The 15,665-nt window shown below is 42.3% G+C and carries 12 protein-coding genes; 8 read left to right on the forward strand and 4 right to left on the reverse strand.

The genetic code is table 11. The features are described 5' to 3' along the window. The first annotated feature begins 291 nt into the window (after positions 1–291). The 5 genes from IQ274_RS21265 (at position 292) to IQ274_RS21285 (ending at position 6,973) form a co-directional block, all read left to right on the forward strand. Positions 292–2,853, forward strand: coding sequence for a GAF domain-containing protein (locus IQ274_RS21265; protein ID WP_163929222.1), 2,562 nt, complete (start codon positions 292–294; stop codon positions 2,851–2,853). Between the two features lie 17 nt (positions 2,854–2,870). Continuing rightward, positions 2,871–3,296 (forward strand): response regulator, encoded by a 426-nt coding sequence (locus tag IQ274_RS21270; RefSeq protein ID WP_175586658.1) that lies wholly within the window; start codon positions 2,871–2,873, stop codon positions 3,294–3,296. Positions 3,297–3,301: 5 nt separating this feature from the next. Then, entirely contained in the window at positions 3,302–5,590 is a 2,289-nt protein-coding gene (locus IQ274_RS21275; protein WP_163929233.1) for a response regulator, read from the forward strand. 293 nt (positions 5,591–5,883) lie between these two features. Further along, positions 5,884–6,813: a hypothetical protein gene (locus tag IQ274_RS21280; RefSeq protein ID WP_228058289.1), complete on the forward strand. Its 930-nt coding sequence runs from the start codon at positions 5,884–5,886 to the stop codon at positions 6,811–6,813. 22 nt (positions 6,814–6,835) lie between these two features. Then, on the forward strand, positions 6,836–6,973 hold the full coding sequence (locus tag IQ274_RS21285; protein ID WP_194143343.1) for a hypothetical protein: 138 nt from the start codon (positions 6,836–6,838) through the stop codon (positions 6,971–6,973). A gap of 44 nt (positions 6,974–7,017) precedes the next feature. Here IQ274_RS21285 and ychF read toward each other — a convergent pair whose 3' ends face one another. The 3 genes from ychF to yidD all read right to left on the reverse strand — a co-directional run bounded on the left by ychF (position 7,018) and on the right by yidD (position 8,787). Next, a complete protein-coding gene (ychF, locus tag IQ274_RS21290; protein ID WP_194143344.1) occupies positions 7,018–8,109 on the reverse strand; it encodes a redox-regulated ATPase YchF in 1,092 nt (363 codons plus the stop codon). Between the two features lie 45 nt (positions 8,110–8,154). Then, positions 8,155–8,352: a hypothetical protein gene (locus tag IQ274_RS21295; protein ID WP_194143345.1), complete on the reverse strand. Its 198-nt coding sequence runs from the start codon at positions 8,350–8,352 to the stop codon at positions 8,155–8,157. Positions 8,353–8,550: 198 nt separating this feature from the next. Continuing rightward, entirely contained in the window at positions 8,551–8,787 is a 237-nt protein-coding gene (gene yidD / locus IQ274_RS21300; protein ID WP_163929227.1) for a membrane protein insertion efficiency factor YidD, read from the reverse strand. A 61-nt stretch (positions 8,788–8,848) separates the two neighbouring features. On the opposite strand from yidD, the gene IQ274_RS21305 reads away from it, so the two are divergent. After that, positions 8,849–9,550, forward strand: a complete 702-nt coding sequence (locus IQ274_RS21305; RefSeq protein ID WP_194143346.1) for a diacylglycerol/polyprenol kinase family protein — start codon at positions 8,849–8,851, stop codon at positions 9,548–9,550. 217 nt (positions 9,551–9,767) lie between these two features. On the opposite strand, the gene miaA is transcribed toward IQ274_RS21305, so the two are convergent. Then, positions 9,768–10,676: a tRNA (adenosine(37)-N6)-dimethylallyltransferase MiaA gene (gene miaA / locus IQ274_RS21310; protein ID WP_194143347.1), complete on the reverse strand. Its 909-nt coding sequence runs from the start codon at positions 10,674–10,676 to the stop codon at positions 9,768–9,770. 197 nt (positions 10,677–10,873) lie between these two features. On the opposite strand from miaA, the gene gyrB reads away from it, so the two are divergent. Next, the gene (gyrB, locus tag IQ274_RS21315; RefSeq protein ID WP_163929230.1) at positions 10,874–12,811 is read left to right on the forward strand and encodes a DNA topoisomerase (ATP-hydrolyzing) subunit B; all 1,938 of its coding nucleotides are present in this window, start codon (positions 10,874–10,876) and stop codon (positions 12,809–12,811) included. A 1,620-nt stretch (positions 12,812–14,431) separates the two neighbouring features. Next, a complete protein-coding gene (gene rpoD, locus IQ274_RS21320) occupies positions 14,432–15,601 on the forward strand; it encodes an RNA polymerase sigma factor RpoD (RefSeq protein WP_012412585.1) in 1,170 nt (389 codons plus the stop codon). Positions 15,602–15,665 lie beyond the last annotated feature (64 nt).

The following is a 15,665-nucleotide window of genomic DNA, read 5'->3' on the forward strand; positions in this document are numbered from 1 at the left end:
CTTGAAAGAAAGTTCAAGCACGGAGGGGTTTGTCGATTTCTGCGTAGTGACAAATGACTAGTAGATAGTCTGCAACAATTAAATCTCATCATGCAGACTAAATTTGTTTACACTAGGATTAGTGCGATGGCGTACCCGCCTGCCGTAGAAGTACGACAAAATTGAAACAGAATTTCCTGAACAGCCAGAGGCGGGGAAATGACTAAGAATTGTTAACAAAAGTTAAGCTACTCTTGAGATAGCTACGCTGTTGACTGACAATATTACATTTAGATTTTTTAATAAAAATTAATGAAAGCTGGACAAATTGATACAGAAATGGCGCGGCTAGAAGCCCTCCGCCAGTATCAAATTCTTGACACCGAACCTGAAGAAGCTTACGACAATCTTGCTCAGTTAGCAGCATTTATTTGTGGTACTTCTATCTCTTTGGTAAATTTTATTGATGAAAACCGTCAATGGTTTAAGGCAAAAGTAGGTTTAGATGTATCAGAAATGCCCCGGAGTATTGGGTTATCTTACCTTTGCCAAGAGCGGCGTAATGTTGTGGTGGTTCCTGATACCCTAGCTGATGAAAAATTGGCAAATAATCCGGTAGTAACTGGCTATCCTTATGTACGCTTTTATGCAGGTGTACCCTTAATTACTCCCAGAGGAGATATGCTGGGAACTCTGTGTGTAATTGACCAAGTTCCCAAAGAATTAAGCCAAAAACAAGTGGAGGCGCTTGTAGCTCTGAGTCGTTTGGTAATCGACCAACTAGAACTTAGGCGTTATGTAACTGAGGTATCTCAAGTTACTGAAAAACTCATGACCCAAGAGCAAGAAGCCCGCGTCCAGTCTGAAGCTGCGAGAACCCGCATCAATAATCTTCTTGAAAGCATCACTGATGGGTTTTTTGCCCTGGATAAAAAGTCGCGATTCACCTACATTAATGGTCAAGCAGAACGGTTGTTGCGAAAAAAACAAAATGAACTTCTGGGTAAAAACATCTGGGAAGTGTTTCCAGAAATCATCGGCACAACATTTTACCGTGAGTATCACAGGGCAATCTTAGAACAGGTGAGTGTGGAATTTGAGGAGTTTTATCCACCACTAAACTGCTGGCTTCAAGTCCATGCCTATCCTGCAAAAGACGGCTTGTCTATTTATTTTCAAGACATTACTGAACGGCGGCGAACAGTAGAAGCACTACGAGAAAGTGAAGAACGTTGGCAATTAGCATTACATGGTAATAATGATGGCATTTGGGATTGGAACTTCAAGACTAATGAAGTGTTCTTCTCAACTCGGTGGAAGGAAATGCTCGGTTATAAAGACCACGAAGTTTCCATCGGTTGGGACGAATGGATAAAACGAATCCACCCCGATGAGCGAGATTGGGTACTTCAAGCCTTCCAAGACCACTTTGCCAAGAAAACACCGTTTTATGTCTGTGAATATCGAGTCCAGTGCCAAGACGGCAGCTATAAATGGATTCTAGATCGAGGACAAGCACTTTGGGACGCATTGGGTGATATAGTTCGCATGGTGGGTTCTTATACAGATATCACAGATCGCAAGCGGGCAGATGAGGAATTAAAGCGGCAGAATTTGCGATCGCAATTATTTGCAGAAATCACCCTGAAAATTCGAGAATCTTTACAAATAGATGAAATTCTCGAAACCACAGTGACAGAGGTACAAAAATTATTAAACGCTGACCGAGTTTTAATTTTTCGACTGGAGGCTGATGGTTCGGGAACAGTAGTACAAGAGGCGGTGCTACCTGGTTGGCCCGTAATTCTGAGAAAAAATCTTTTTGACCCCTGCTTTAAAGAAGAATACATAGAAAGATATCGCCAGGGCAGAGTCAGTGCTATGGAAGACATTGAAACCGCTCATATTCAACCATGCCATCGAGAATTTCTTCAGCAGTTTGCTGTCAGAGCTAACCTTGTAGTACCGATTCTCGTCAGAGATGGCATTTGGGGCTTGTTGCTAGCTCATCAGTGTGCTGCACCTCGAAAGTGGAATAACTTTGAGACGGAGTTGTTACAGCAACTAGCTAACCAAATTGGCATTGCTTTATCTCAAGCGCAACTATTAGAAAAAGAAACCCAGCAAAGTCAGGAACTCGCTCGTTCTAATGCCGAATTAGAACAGTTTGCTTATGTGGCTTCTCATGACTTGCAAGAGCCGTTACGGATGGTAACAAGTTATTTACAGCTACTAGAGCGAAGATACAAAAATCAACTCGATACCAATGCCGATCAGTTTATCACCTACGCAGTAGATGGGGCGCGGCGAATGCAGACCTTAATTAACGATTTGTTGAACTATTCCCGCGTCAGCACCCGTGGACAGCCATTTAAGTTAGTGGATTGTGATCTAATCTTACAACGGGCGATCGCTAATCTCCAAATTGCGATCGCAGATAGCAAGGCAATTGTCACTCACGAACCTCTACCTGAAGTGATGGCTGATACTACCCAAATAACACAAGTATTTCAAAACCTGATTGGCAACGCGATCAAATTTTGTCAGAATCAGCAGCCACAAATTCACATTGGGGTAGCCAAGCCAAATCCAAATTCAGACGAAGAAAGTTTAAATTCTATACCATTGGCAGATGAATGGTTATTCTCGATACGTGATAATGGGATTGGTTTGGAATCCCAGTATGCAGAACGTATTTTTATAATTTTTCAGCGCTTGCACGGTAGAGACAAGTATCCTGGTACTGGAATTGGTCTGGCAATTTGCAAGAAAATTATAGAACGTCACGGCGGCCGGATCTGGGTTGAATCGAAACCGGGTCAAGGCTCGACTTTCTACTTCACAATTCCAGATAGAGCAGGTAAGCAATCGTGAGCATTATAACAGCGATTATGCCTATTGAGGTTTTGTTAGTAGAGGACAATCCTGGCGATGCCCAACTTACACGCATCGCCCTAGAAGATAGTAAAATCTCGATTAACCTCAACGTCGTCGAGGATGGTGTAGAGGCAATGGCATTCTTGCGGAAACAAGAAAAATATGTTAAGGCAGTCCATCCCGATATTGTGTTGCTCGATTTAAATCTCCCCAGAAAAGATGGGCGGGAGGTACTAGCAGAAATCAAAGGAGATGAAAAGCTCAAGCGAATTCCTGTGGTAATTCTGACGACTTCCCAAGCTGAAGAGGACATCCTCAAAGCCTATAATTTATGTGCAAACTGTTATATAACTAAGCCAGTAGATTTCGATCAATTCGTTAAAATTGTACAATCAATAGAAAATTTTTGGTTTGCGATCGTAAAACTGCCACCGGAGTAGTGGAAATGGCAGGTAAAAATATAAAAGTCTTGTTAGTAGAAGATAACCCTGGTGATGTTTTTTTATTACAGGAGTTTTTAAAGGAAGTTACCACAGTTGTAGTTGATTTGATGCCTGTTGAGCAGCTTTCTGAAGCAATCAACTACTTAGCAAAGGAAATTTTTGATGTGATTCTACTAGACCTCTCGCTACCAGATAGCCAGGGGCTAGAAACCTTTGTCATCGCTCACCATCAGGCAAAAGCCACTCCCATAATTGTGCTGACGGGTATAAACGATGAAACCCTAGCAATTAGGGCAATGCAAGAAGGAGCGCAGGATTATTTGGTGAAAGGGCAAGTAACTGGCGACTTGCTGGTGCGCTCCATGCGTTATGCCATCGAACGTCAACGGGCAGACGACGCATTGCGTCACAGTGAAGAGCGATTTCGGGTGGCTCTCAAAAACTCTCCCATCTTTGTCTACAACCAAGATATGGAGTTACGCTATACCTGGGTTTACAATCCTCCATCTGGATTGACAGTTGAGGAAATATTGGGCAAACAAGACTTGGATATTATGCCAGGTGAAGATGCTCAACGTCTTACCACAATTAAACGTGGGGTGCTAACCACTGGCATAGGAACGCGAGAGGAAGTATCAATTACAATCAAAGATACAACTCGATATTACGATTTGACAGTTGAGCCATTGCGGAATGAGTCGCAAGAAATTCTCGGCGTGACATGCGCCAGTATTGATATTAGCGAACGACAAGCTGCGCTACGCGAACGCAAATTGGCAGAAGAAAAAATCCGTGAACAAGCGGCATTACTAGATGTCACCACAGATGCCATTTGCGTGCGAGATTTAAACAATCAAATTCTTTTCTGGAACAAAGGCGCAGAAACACTTTACGGCTGGAAAGCTACAGAAGCTTGGGGCAAAAATGCTACTGAGCTTTTGTTTGACGAACCTTCCCCAGAAATTGAAGCGGCTCTTTTACAAGCTACTAGTAAAGGTAAGTGGCAGGGCGAGTTAACTAAACTGACTAAAATGGGTAAGGAAATCCTTGTTGCTAGTCGCTGGAGTTTGGTGTGTAGCGAACAAGGAAAACCTAAAGCGATTCTCTCCGTTGACACAGATATTACCGATAAAAAACATCTAGAAGCCCAATTATTTCGCGCCCAACGCTTGGAAAGTATTGGCACCTTAGCTAGTGGCATTGCTCACGACCTCAACAATATCCTGACACCGATTCTGGCAGGAGCGCAACTTTTACCACTCAAATTTCCTGATGCAGATGAGCGGACTCGCCATCTACTGGAAATTTTGGAAATCAACGCTAGACGCGGGGCTGATTTAGTCAAACAGGTGCTGTCCTTTGCACGGGGTGTAGAAGGAAAGCGTATCACTTTGCAACTCAGACATCTGATTGTGGAAGTTGCCAAGATTCTTAAAGAGACATTTCCCAAATCTATACAAATCAGTACCGATGTCCTGCAAGATTTGTGGATGGTTTCTGGAGATAGCACCCAACTGCATCAAGTATTAATGAACCTCTGCGTTAATGCCCGCGATGCAATGCCAAATGGCGGTAATTTGAGTATTATGGCTGAAAATCTGTTGATTGATGAAAATTATGCCCGCATGAACCTGGAAGCCAAAGAGGGGCCTTACATAGTAATTACTGTCTCCGATACTGGAGTTGGGATTCCTAAAGAAATCTTAGATAGAATTTTCGAGCCATTCTTTACCACAAAAGATGTTGGAAAAGGCACAGGGTTAGGACTTTCCACCGTGCTGGGGATCATTAAAAGCCACGGTGGTTTTGTGAACGTCTATAGCGAACTGGGAAGTGGCACCAGCTTTAAAGTTTACTTGCCAGCAGTGGAAGGAATGGAAACATTTACTCCCGAAGAATTGCCACCACAGACGGGACATGGAGAATTGATTTTGATTGTGGATGATGAAGTTGCCATTCAAGAGATTACCAAAACATCACTGGAAACTCATAACTACAAAACCCTAATTGCCAATGATGGCATTGAAGCGATCGCGGTATACGCTCAAAACCGGGATAAAATTAGTGCCGTACTGATGGATATTATGCTACCTTCACTCGATGGTTTAACTGCCATCCGTACCCTGCAAAAAATTAACCCCAAAGTCAGAATTATTGCCAGCAGTGGACTTATGTCTGAAAATAAGCTCAGTTCAGTAGCTGCTGTTGGTGTCAATACATTTTTGGTCAAGCCCTATACTGTCAACGAATTATTGGTTTCTTTACAGAAAGTACTATCGGGAGCCAACTAAACACATAATCACACTGCTAAATACAGGGATAAAATACTACTTGCTTGTGCAGGTGAAAATTTTTCGGATTTGATATGATTGGGCATTGACTAACACACTTCTATTACGGAGTGTAGCGAGTGGGAAGAGTTTTTTTAACCCCACATCCAATGCTCAATACCCCATGCCCCCAATACTGCTCGGTTAACCATTTTTAACTCGGCATTGGGTTTGGGGAAAAGGTTAAAGAGTAAAGGTTAAAGGTTTTTTCTTTCCCCTTTTCCCCAAAACCCGACAAGTATTGCCCATGCCCCATGCCCAATTCTTTTAATATGCCTCGGTTTCTCAAGTTAATTATAAATATAGTAGTTTTGAGTGTATTGTTACTCATATCTGTGCAAGTTTGGGCGCAAGATTGGCGGCCAGTTCGCGGTGGTATCCCTTTCGGGATCAGTGGTATGGCTTTGATAAAGCAGCAAAGCAATACCCTAGATTTTCTGATTGTCCATGACAACAAAAAACCCAATCAAACCCGTTTAGCAATTATTAGTATTAAAGGAAAAAACCAACCTGAATATTTCCCATTAAAGTGGCCAAGTAACATAGAATTGCCCATCGACTTAGAAGCTTTAACATCTATTCCTGAGAAAACAAAATTCTCTTTTATCGCTTTAAGCAGTTCTGGTAAAGCTTATTTTATCAGGTTAAACCCTGCCAATAAAACTATCTTGGTTCTCAAAGAATTCAATCTACCAGAAATTATTCAAGGAAATAATTTTGAAGGATTTGGATTACAAAATATAGACGGAAAATTAGTTGCTATTTGGGCACATCGAGGCGAAGGTGAACAACCAGCAACTATATTTTGGGGAGTGTTTGACTTGGCTAAATATCAAATTACTCTCGCAGGTTCTGCCAATCTGAAAGTACCGTTTCCATCTGGCAATGTACGTCATATATCAGACATCAAGGTAGACCCTCTAGGAATTGTGTACATCACCTCAGCAAATGATGCCGGAGACGATGGCCCATTTCAGTCAGCTGTGTATGTCGCTGGTTATCTGGGATTGCGTGATCACAAAATTGTATGGCAGCAAAATTCTCAACTTGTTCCTCTTTACCGCTCTGCTTACCACAAAATTGAAGGTATGGAACTTGTTCCCGGTGCAGAAGGCGGTGTAATTACTGCTACGGATGATGAGAATTTTGGTTCTTATATATACATGGTGGGCGGGAGTAACTGAGCGATATGTCCTTTGATAACCGATGCAAACTGGTATCAGAAAACAGATTGCTGGTTTATTTGCGTTTATTTGCGATCGCCTAACAACTGCCTTAAGGAGTGTCAAGGCTTACAGTGCGATGGCGTACCCGCCCACCGTAGGCGATCGCAATTTGCTATAAGTTGACCATTATCTGATTGATAACGGTCACTTAATTAATTACCCCTATACATTAAATCGGAACAACATTACATCCCCTTCTTGCACAACATACTCTTTTCCTTCACTGCGAACCAACCCTTTTTCCTTCGCAGCATTCATCGAACCGGTTGTTACCAAATCTTTATAAGCGACAGTTTCAGCGCGAATAAATCCCCGCTCAAAATCACTGTGGATTACACCAGCAGCTTGAGGTGCAGACATTCCGGCATTAATTGTCCAAGCCCGGGTTTCTTTGGGGCCGCAGGTGAAATATGTCCGCAATCCTAGAAGCATATAAGTTGCACGAATCAAAGACTTCAAACCGCCTTCTTCCACACCTAAAGATGCGAGGAAATCAGCCTTATCTTCCTCTGGTAATTCTACTAATTCCGCTTCAACTTGGGCAGAAACTATCACAACTTGGGCATTTTCTGTCGATGCAATTTGCCGCACTGTTTCCACAAAATGATTACCAGTTGCCAACTCATCTTCAGATACATTGGCAGCATAGATAATCGGTTTATAAGTGAGCAGTTCTAATCCTTTAATAATTACTGCTTCTTCTTCATTCAAACTTACCTGGCGCACCGATTTACCTTCATTTAAAGCCGCAGCCAATTTTTCTAAAACTGTGATTTCAAACTGTGCATCTTTGCTGGTACGAGCTTGTTTGCGAGTGCGGTCAATTCGCCGCTCAATTTGTGATAAATCTGATAGACCCAATTCTATATTAATGATTTCAATATCTCGTGCTGGATCAACAGAACCAGCAACGTGGATAATATCGTCATTTTCAAAACAACGTACCACATGGACGATCGCATCAACTTCCCGGATGTGGGACAGGAATTGATTCCCTAGTCCCTCACCCTGACTTGCACCTTTAACTAAACCGGCAATATCTACAAATTCCACCCGCGCCGGGATAGTTTGTGCCGAACTGGCAATCTTAGCAAGAACATTTAACCGTTCATCCGGTACTGCGACAACGCCGACATTCGGTTCAATCGTGCAAAAAGGGAAGTTAGCTGCTTCTGCTTTAGCATTAGCAACTACAGCATTAAATAAAGTAGATTTTCCGACGTTGGGAAGTCCGACAATTCCGGCTCTTAGCATTTTGGATTTTAGATTTGAGATTTTGGATTACATTACCAAGGTAATCTAAACAGGTTCCGGTATGGTTTGGGGAATTGGCCCTGGAACTGTTTGAGGAATGGGAGCAGGTACTGGTTCTGGTACAGGCCCCGGTAACGGTTGAGGAATCGCTGGCCCCGGTACAGGTTCGGGACTAGGTAGCGGGTTCGGGCCAGGAGTAGGAATTTGTGGTTCTGGTATAGAAATCGCAGTAGGATTAATCATCGTCAGTCTAAATTAAATTATTCAACCTTCCCACGCTAGATGACAACCTCATCTGTTGACATCTCCCCAAATACCTATACTCACGAACATATCCTTTAATAATTTACCGCCCTTCTCATTCTCTGCGCCCCTCTGCGCTTCCCTCCGCGACCCTTTGCGTTTAAACTCCAACCTCAATTCCCCACCATTTGCACAAAACTACTCCTCCTTAACCTTTTCCACCATCTCTGGCACTGGATCGTAACCACCTGGATGAAACGGATGACAGCGCAAAATCCGCCGAGTTGCCATCCAGCTACCACGCAACACTCCAAATCGTTCAATGGCTTCAATAGCATACATCGAACAAGTTGGTTGAAAGCGACAAGTCGGGAGAAACAACGGCGATATAAACATTCGGTAGCCCCGAATCAGCCAAATAAATAATAGTTTCATTGCAGTTACCTAAATCTTATAAATTAGTAACAGAGGTAAAATTTTTCATTTTGTTACATCTTTGTTGATTACATTTTCTGACTTCACCTCAATTCCGATTTTATGGCTGCAAATTGCGATTACTGCAATTTGGGTGTTACTCATCCTCGTGATTGCAGGGGTGGTAAACCGCTTTGCCGACAAGCCAGAAATCGTGCGGAAGATAGTTCATATTGGCACTGGTAACGTGATTTTACTTGCTTGGTGGCTAGATATCCCCGCCAGTGTAGGGATTACAGCTTCCATTCTAGCGAGTGCAATCACCTTATTATCCTACCGATTGCCTATTCTTCCTGGTATTAATAGCGTTGGGCGGCAAAGTTTCGGGACATTTTTTTACTCTGTTAGTTTCGGTATTTTAGTTGCCAGTTTCTGGTACTTACAACAACCCCAGTACGCAGCACTAGGAATTTTGATCATGACTTGGGGAGATGGACTAGCAGCCTTAATTGGACAACGCTTTGGTATACACAAGTATAAAGTCTTTGGCACACAAAAAAGTTGGGAAGGCTCCCTAACTATGATGCTGGTTAGCTATTTTATCAGTCTTTTGATTTTAGTTGGAACTCAAGGAAATAGTTGGCAAAATTGGGTAATATCACTCGCGGTTGCATTTATCGCTACAGTTTTAGAGGCTTTTTCTTTTTTAGGTATTGATAATTTGACAGTCCCTTTAGGTAGTGCAGCCCTTGCTTTCTTTTTAAGTCAGTTAGTCTATTTCTAATTGAGCAAACAAGAGATACTTGCCCGACAGGTTTCTCTAAATATCTAGTTCAAAGGATATGGGAGCAAAAGCATAGATTTAATGGGCTGAGATAGCGATCGCACCCATCTTCAGCAATAATGTAGAACAGCTACGAGCTATGGGCATCGATCCCGAAACTCTCTAGGACACTCATGTAAAAACGCGAAAATTTTGCGTCTTTACATGAGCAAAAATCTCACGAAGAATGAGTGCAATTTGTAAACTCATTTATCCTGTGCCAAACCTTCTCTAATAAATCAGGATCATTCGCATCAAACCATTCAATTTGGGGATATGCGCGAAACCAAGTGCGTTGTCGCTTGGCAAATTGTCGTGTATGCAAAACTATTAATTCTTTCGCTTCATCTAAGGAAATATCCCCAGCTAAATATAGCTTGATTTCTTGATAGCCCAAAGTATTCAACAAAGACAAATCAGCGCCATATTTTTGACAAAGATATTCCACCTCCGCAACCAAACCATCTGCTATCATTTGGTCAGTACGCTGTTTAATCCGATTCCCCAACTTTTCAACATCGCAATCCAAACCAATTTGCAAAATCGGATAATTCGGTGGATTCTCCCCTTGTTGTTCGGAAATCGGGCATCCAGTAACATAATATACCTCTAATGCTCTTAGAGTTCGTACTGAATCATTAGCATGAATTTTTTGTGCTGCAACGGGGTCAACTTGTTGTAACATGGCGTAGAGTTGAAGCTGACCTAGAGATTCAAGTTGCGATCGCAATTCCATTTGTGGTGCAACTCTAGGAATTTTCATCCCTTGAACAATGGAGCGGATATATAAACCAGTACCACCAACTAGCAAAAGTGGCGTAACATCAACAGAAGCAATTAACGCTTGTGTTTGTTCCTGGTAGTCTGCTACTGTCATCGTGTCTGTGGGATCGCAGATATCTATTAAATAGTGCGGCACTAATTTTTGTTCAGCCACAGTTGGTTTTGCCGTCCCAATATCAAACTTACGGTAAACTTGACGAGAATCGGCACTAATAATTACAGAACCCAACCGCATCGCCAAAGCCAAAGCCAAACTCGACTTACCCGTTGCCGTCGCCCCACAAATCACAATTAATTTATTCATTAGTCATTAGTCATTAATTTTCTTCCCTTTCTCCCCTGCCCTTCTTTGCCACTATTGAACGGTAGTGCAACCCTAGTATAAACTTCTCTTGAAAATGCCCTACAGACGCTAGCAGGGCTTTTGTGTTACAATTTTGGAGTGTTTTTGCTTTTATTTATTTTTAGGCGAGTTTAACCCCACGCATCAGGAGAGTTTACATGACGAGCAGTTACAGTGCCGATCAGATTCAAGTTCTGGAAGGTCTGGAAGCCGTCCGCAAACGACCAGGAATGTACATTGGTACCACCGGGCCGCGAGGACTCCACCATCTAGTTTACGAGGTGGTGGACAATTCAATCGATGAGGCTTTGGCGGGTCATTGCACTCATATAGAGGTGGATATCAACGCTGATGGTTCCGTGACTGTAACAGATGATGGTCGCGGTATTCCCGTCGATACTCACTCGCGCACCGGGAAATCGGCTTTGGAAACCGTGATGACGGTACTACACGCTGGTGGTAAGTTTGGCGGCGGTGGCTACAAAGTTTCTGGAGGATTGCACGGGGTTGGTATTTCTGTTGTTAATGCCCTATCTGAAGTTGTAGAAGTTACAGTTTGGCGAGATAAAAAGGTTCATCTCCAACGCTATGAACGCGGTATCCCAGTTACCGAACTGCAAACAAAGCCTTACAAAGAAGCGAGAACTGGAACTTCTGTCACCTTCAAGCCAGATACCCAAATCTTTACAACTAGCATTGAGTTTGATTACATCACTTTATCAGGTCGCCTACGGGAATTGGCGTATCTGAATGCAGGTGTCAAAATTACCTTTACTGACAACCGTCTAGAACTACTAAAAAGCGATACACCGAAGGTAGAATCCTACAATTACAAGGGTGGGATCAAAGAGTACATTGCTTACATGAACCGTGAGAAGCAACCCCTGCATGAAGAAATTATCTATGTACAGGGTGAACGCAACAACGTACAAGTGGAAGTTTCTTTGCAATGGTGTACTGATGCTTATACGGATAATGTGCTAGGTTTTGCTAACAATATTCGCACGGTAGATGGTGGTACGCACTTAGAAGGGTTGAAGGCAGTTCTGACTCGGACATTAAATGCGATCGCCCGCAAGCGCAATAAAATTAAAGAGAATGAACCTAATCTCAGTGGCGAACACGTCCGCGAAGGTTTGACTGCGGTAATTTCCGTGAAAGTCCCCGATCCCGAATTTGAAGGGCAAACCAAGACTAAACTCGGTAACACCGAAGTACGGGGGATTGTCGATTCTCTGGTGGGAGAAGTCCTCACCGAATATCTAGAATTTCATCCGGCGATCGCAGATTCAATTTTAGATAAAGCTATCCAAGCTTTCAAAGCCGCAGAAGCAGCGCGTCATGCGCGGGAATTAGTTCGACGCAAATCTGTACTAGAATCTTCGCCATTACCTGGTAAATTGGCAGATTGTAGTTCTCGTGACCCTAGCGAATCTGAGATATTCATCGTGGAAGGTGACTCAGCAGGTGGGAGTGCCAAACAAGGACGCGATCGCCGCACTCAAGCTATCTTGCCTCTACGTGGTAAAATTCTTAACATTGAAAAAACCGACGACGCTAAAATTTATAAAAACAACGAAGTTCAATCGTTAATTACAGCACTCGGTTTAGGTGTCAAAGGTGATGAATTCGATTCCAACCAACTGCGTTATCACCGCATAGTCATCATGACGGATGCTGACGTAGATGGAGCGCACATCCGTACTTTGTTGTTAACATTCTTCTATCGATATCAACGAGCGCTCATCGAACAAGGCTTTATTTATATTGCTTGTCCCCCACTGTTTAAAGTAGAACGGGGACGTAATCATGAGTATTGCTATAGCGATCGCGAAAAGAATCAAGCGATCGCCAAATTCCCTGCTAACGCCAACTATACCATCCAACGATTCAAAGGTTTGGGTGAAATGATGCCACAACAACTCTGGGATACCACCATGAACCCAGAAACCCGCAAAATGAAGCAAGTCGAAATTGAGGATGCAGCCGAAGCCGATCGCATCTTCACAATCTTAATGGGCGATCGTGTTGCACCCAGACGAGAATTTATCGAAACTTATGGTTCTAAACTCAACTTCACCGATTTAGATATTTAATATCAATTCCCTACCACGACTCTAATAATTTGTAACATTGGTAATGAGTGATACGTTTTCACCCATTACCTTTTTTATATCCTAGGCTTCTATAAAAATACTTCTTTTGGATGATGACAAAGCAATATTTCATAAATACTTTATCCACCTGTGCCTCTGCGGTAGCCTTCGGCAAGCCGCTTCTCTACGAGAGGCTACGCCAACGCGTCTTGTTATTCCCTAACTCTTACGTAAATTTGAAATTAGTCGAGGCTCATATAATTTGCTTATTGTCAATATCTGATGAAAATTCAATCTTCTAGTGTTAGCAAAAATACCAACTTTGTTGGAAAGCTAGTTATAACAATACTTTTTGCACTGACTAGCTGATTAATTTTGTCCACCAACTAGAAACACATTTGTTATGCTTTAAGAAAATCACTGAATATCATCTATCAAACAGCAATTAATAAGTATCTTGAGGATTTCTCATCATAAGATGACAGAAACTTACCGAAAGAAAAGTATTGAAATTTACAATTAAGTTACGCAATCCAGCTTTGTAACTAAAATCATCAGGTAATTTTCTGGGTTCTCTCGGCTTGAGAGAATGGCTACTGGAAGCACACACCATCTGGCTGAAAACTTGTTAATATCTTCATGTACTGCCGTAGCGATCGCGATTGTATCGTATGTATCTAATGAAGTTTTGCCAGAAATAGGACTATACTGGCAAATTCACAGGACAAATTGTTTTTGAATTGATTAAAATATCCTTGTATACAATAAGAAGAGTTTGTCAAGTTTCATAGGGCTGAAATCGCCACAGTGCGCTAACGTGTGAATAAGGCCGAATTAGTTAAACCTAAATTGATCTGCCATCAGGTCGATATGCTACAGCCTCAACTCCTCAGTTAAGGTAATTAGTAAGCAGAAGGTTAACTCTTTAAGGCAAGCACCGCCACCCTGGTTGTATTTACCCAATCGAGAGACTAGCTTTAATCTCAGGAATGCGTAATTTATGAAGGAAATGTAAAAATGGCTAGATTAATACTTGTCGTCTGAGTTAACATACAATGCACTCTTTCTAAGTAATTAATGTTGTGTAAAATACATGAAATCGAGCAGGAGCAAGCGTACTTACTTTGTAATGTAATAAGAACGTCACTGCAATTCCGAAAAGTGGAGAAAAAATTTCAGGGTATAACTCTTGTTTTTAATGTCTTTTTGGTAATAGTGGCTAATAATTACTCTGGGAGTTCATGATTAATACACAAAAAGAGTGCAATTTCTGTGAAACAGGCTACAATCGGAAGAGTCTTTATAAGAAAATCTGCCAGCAGTCTGAACTCATTAGTATAGAGTGGCAAATTTTTTCAGAAAGACGAGTATTTTTTTTGACCAGTTAGTTGAAAGCAATATGTGATAGCAACACATATAACATTTACTAGGGTGAGCAAATCACTTTTAAAAATGGCTTAAACTAAAGTAAAAAAACCTCCTACCGGAGGTGCAAAAGATCCGAAAATATTTCTGGCAAATCTGCCAAAAAGCTTATTTTCGGTTGACAATTGGCTCGTTTAAAAGAGCAGTAAACACATCTTGAGTAATTGATTCTGCAAGGAGCATGAGGAACGCGGCATGAACCAGGCTAACAACGTACTCGAAAGCATATATCAGCCTGACCTAGAAATAATGAATCAGCCTGAGCTCGAGTTAGAAGAACTCTTAATAGATGATGAAGAGGACTTGCTTATCATCGATGAAGGTGACGATGAATTTTTAGAGCCTCAGTCTGATGAGGACGACGCAAAGTCTGGAAAAGCCGCTAAATCGCGTCGTCGGACACAAAGCAAGAAAAAGCATTACACAGAAGATTCTATTCGGCTTTACTTGCAAGAAATTGGTAGAATTCGGCTGTTGCGGGCAGACGAAGAAATCGAATTGGCGCGGAAAATCGCCGATTTGCTGGAATTAGAGAGGGTGCGGGAAAGACTCTCAGAACAGTTGGATCGCGATCCTCGAGATAGTGAATGGGCAGAAGCAGTACAACTGCCCTTACCAGCTTTTCGTTATCGCCTGCATGTTGGTCGCAGAGCGAAAGATAAGATGGTGCAATCTAACCTCCGTCTTGTGGTTTCAATTGCTAAGAAGTACATGAATCGTGGTTTGTCGTTCCAAGACTTAATTCAGGAAGGCAGTCTCGGTTTGATTCGTGCCGCTGAAAAGTTTGACCACGAAAAAGGCTATAAGTTCTCCACTTATGCTACATGGTGGATTCGTCAAGCAATTACCCGCGCGATCGCAGATCAATCCCGCACAATTCGTCTTCCAGTTCACCTTTACGAAACCATCTCTCGGATTAAGAAAACTACCAAGTTACTGTCTCAAGAAATGGGTCGCAAACCTACCGAGGAAGAAATTGCCACTCGGATGGAAATGACGATTGAGAAATTGCGGTTTATAGCAAAATCTGCCCAGTTGCCTATTTCATTAGAAACGCCTATTGGTAAAGAAGAAGATTCTCGATTGGGCGATTTTATTGAATCCGATGGTGAGACACCAGAAGACCAAGTTTCCAAAAATCTTCTGCGCGAAGACCTGGAAAAAGTCCTCGACAGTCTCAGTCCCCGTGAACGCGATGTCCTCAGACTGCGTTACGGCTTGGATGATGGTCGGATGAAGACCCTTGAGGAAATCGGCCAGATTTTCAACGTCACCCGCGAACGGATTCGTCAAATTGAGGCGAAGGCACTTCGTAAGTTACGCCACCCAAATCGTAACAGCGTTCTCAAAGAGTATATTCGGTAGTCAATTAGTCATTAGTCATTGGTCATTAGTAAATAAACAAATGACAACTGACAAATGACAAAAC

Source organism: Nostoc sp. LEGE 12447, from assembly GCF_015206985.1.
Classification (GTDB): Bacteria; Cyanobacteriota; Cyanobacteriia; order Cyanobacteriales; family Nostocaceae; genus Nostoc.

Excerpts from the sequence above, each read along its gene's own strand:
- IQ274_RS21265 (WP_163929222.1), top strand. The coding sequence starts at position 292 with ATGAAAGCTGGACAAATTGATACAGAAATGGCGCGGCTAGAAGCCCTC.
- IQ274_RS21270 (WP_175586658.1), top strand. The coding sequence starts at position 2,871 with ATGCCTATTGAGGTTTTGTTAGTAGAGGACAATCCTGGCGATGCCCAA.
- IQ274_RS21275 (WP_163929233.1), top strand. The coding sequence starts at position 3,302 with ATGGCAGGTAAAAATATAAAAGTCTTGTTAGTAGAAGATAACCCTGGT.
- IQ274_RS21280 (WP_228058289.1), top strand. The coding sequence starts at position 5,884 with ATGCCCAATTCTTTTAATATGCCTCGGTTTCTCAAGTTAATTATAAAT.
- IQ274_RS21285 (WP_194143343.1), top strand. The coding sequence starts at position 6,836 with ATGCAAACTGGTATCAGAAAACAGATTGCTGGTTTATTTGCGTTTATT.
- ychF (WP_194143344.1), bottom strand. The coding sequence starts at position 8,109 with ATGCTAAGAGCCGGAATTGTCGGACTTCCCAACGTCGGAAAATCTACT.
- IQ274_RS21295 (WP_194143345.1), bottom strand. The coding sequence starts at position 8,352 with ATGATTAATCCTACTGCGATTTCTATACCAGAACCACAAATTCCTACT.
- yidD (WP_163929227.1), bottom strand. The coding sequence starts at position 8,787 with ATGAAACTATTATTTATTTGGCTGATTCGGGGCTACCGAATGTTTATA.
- miaA (WP_194143347.1), bottom strand. The coding sequence starts at position 10,676 with ATGAATAAATTAATTGTGATTTGTGGGGCGACGGCAACGGGTAAGTCG.
- gyrB (WP_163929230.1), top strand. The coding sequence starts at position 10,874 with ATGACGAGCAGTTACAGTGCCGATCAGATTCAAGTTCTGGAAGGTCTG.
- rpoD (WP_012412585.1), top strand. The coding sequence starts at position 14,432 with ATGAACCAGGCTAACAACGTACTCGAAAGCATATATCAGCCTGACCTA.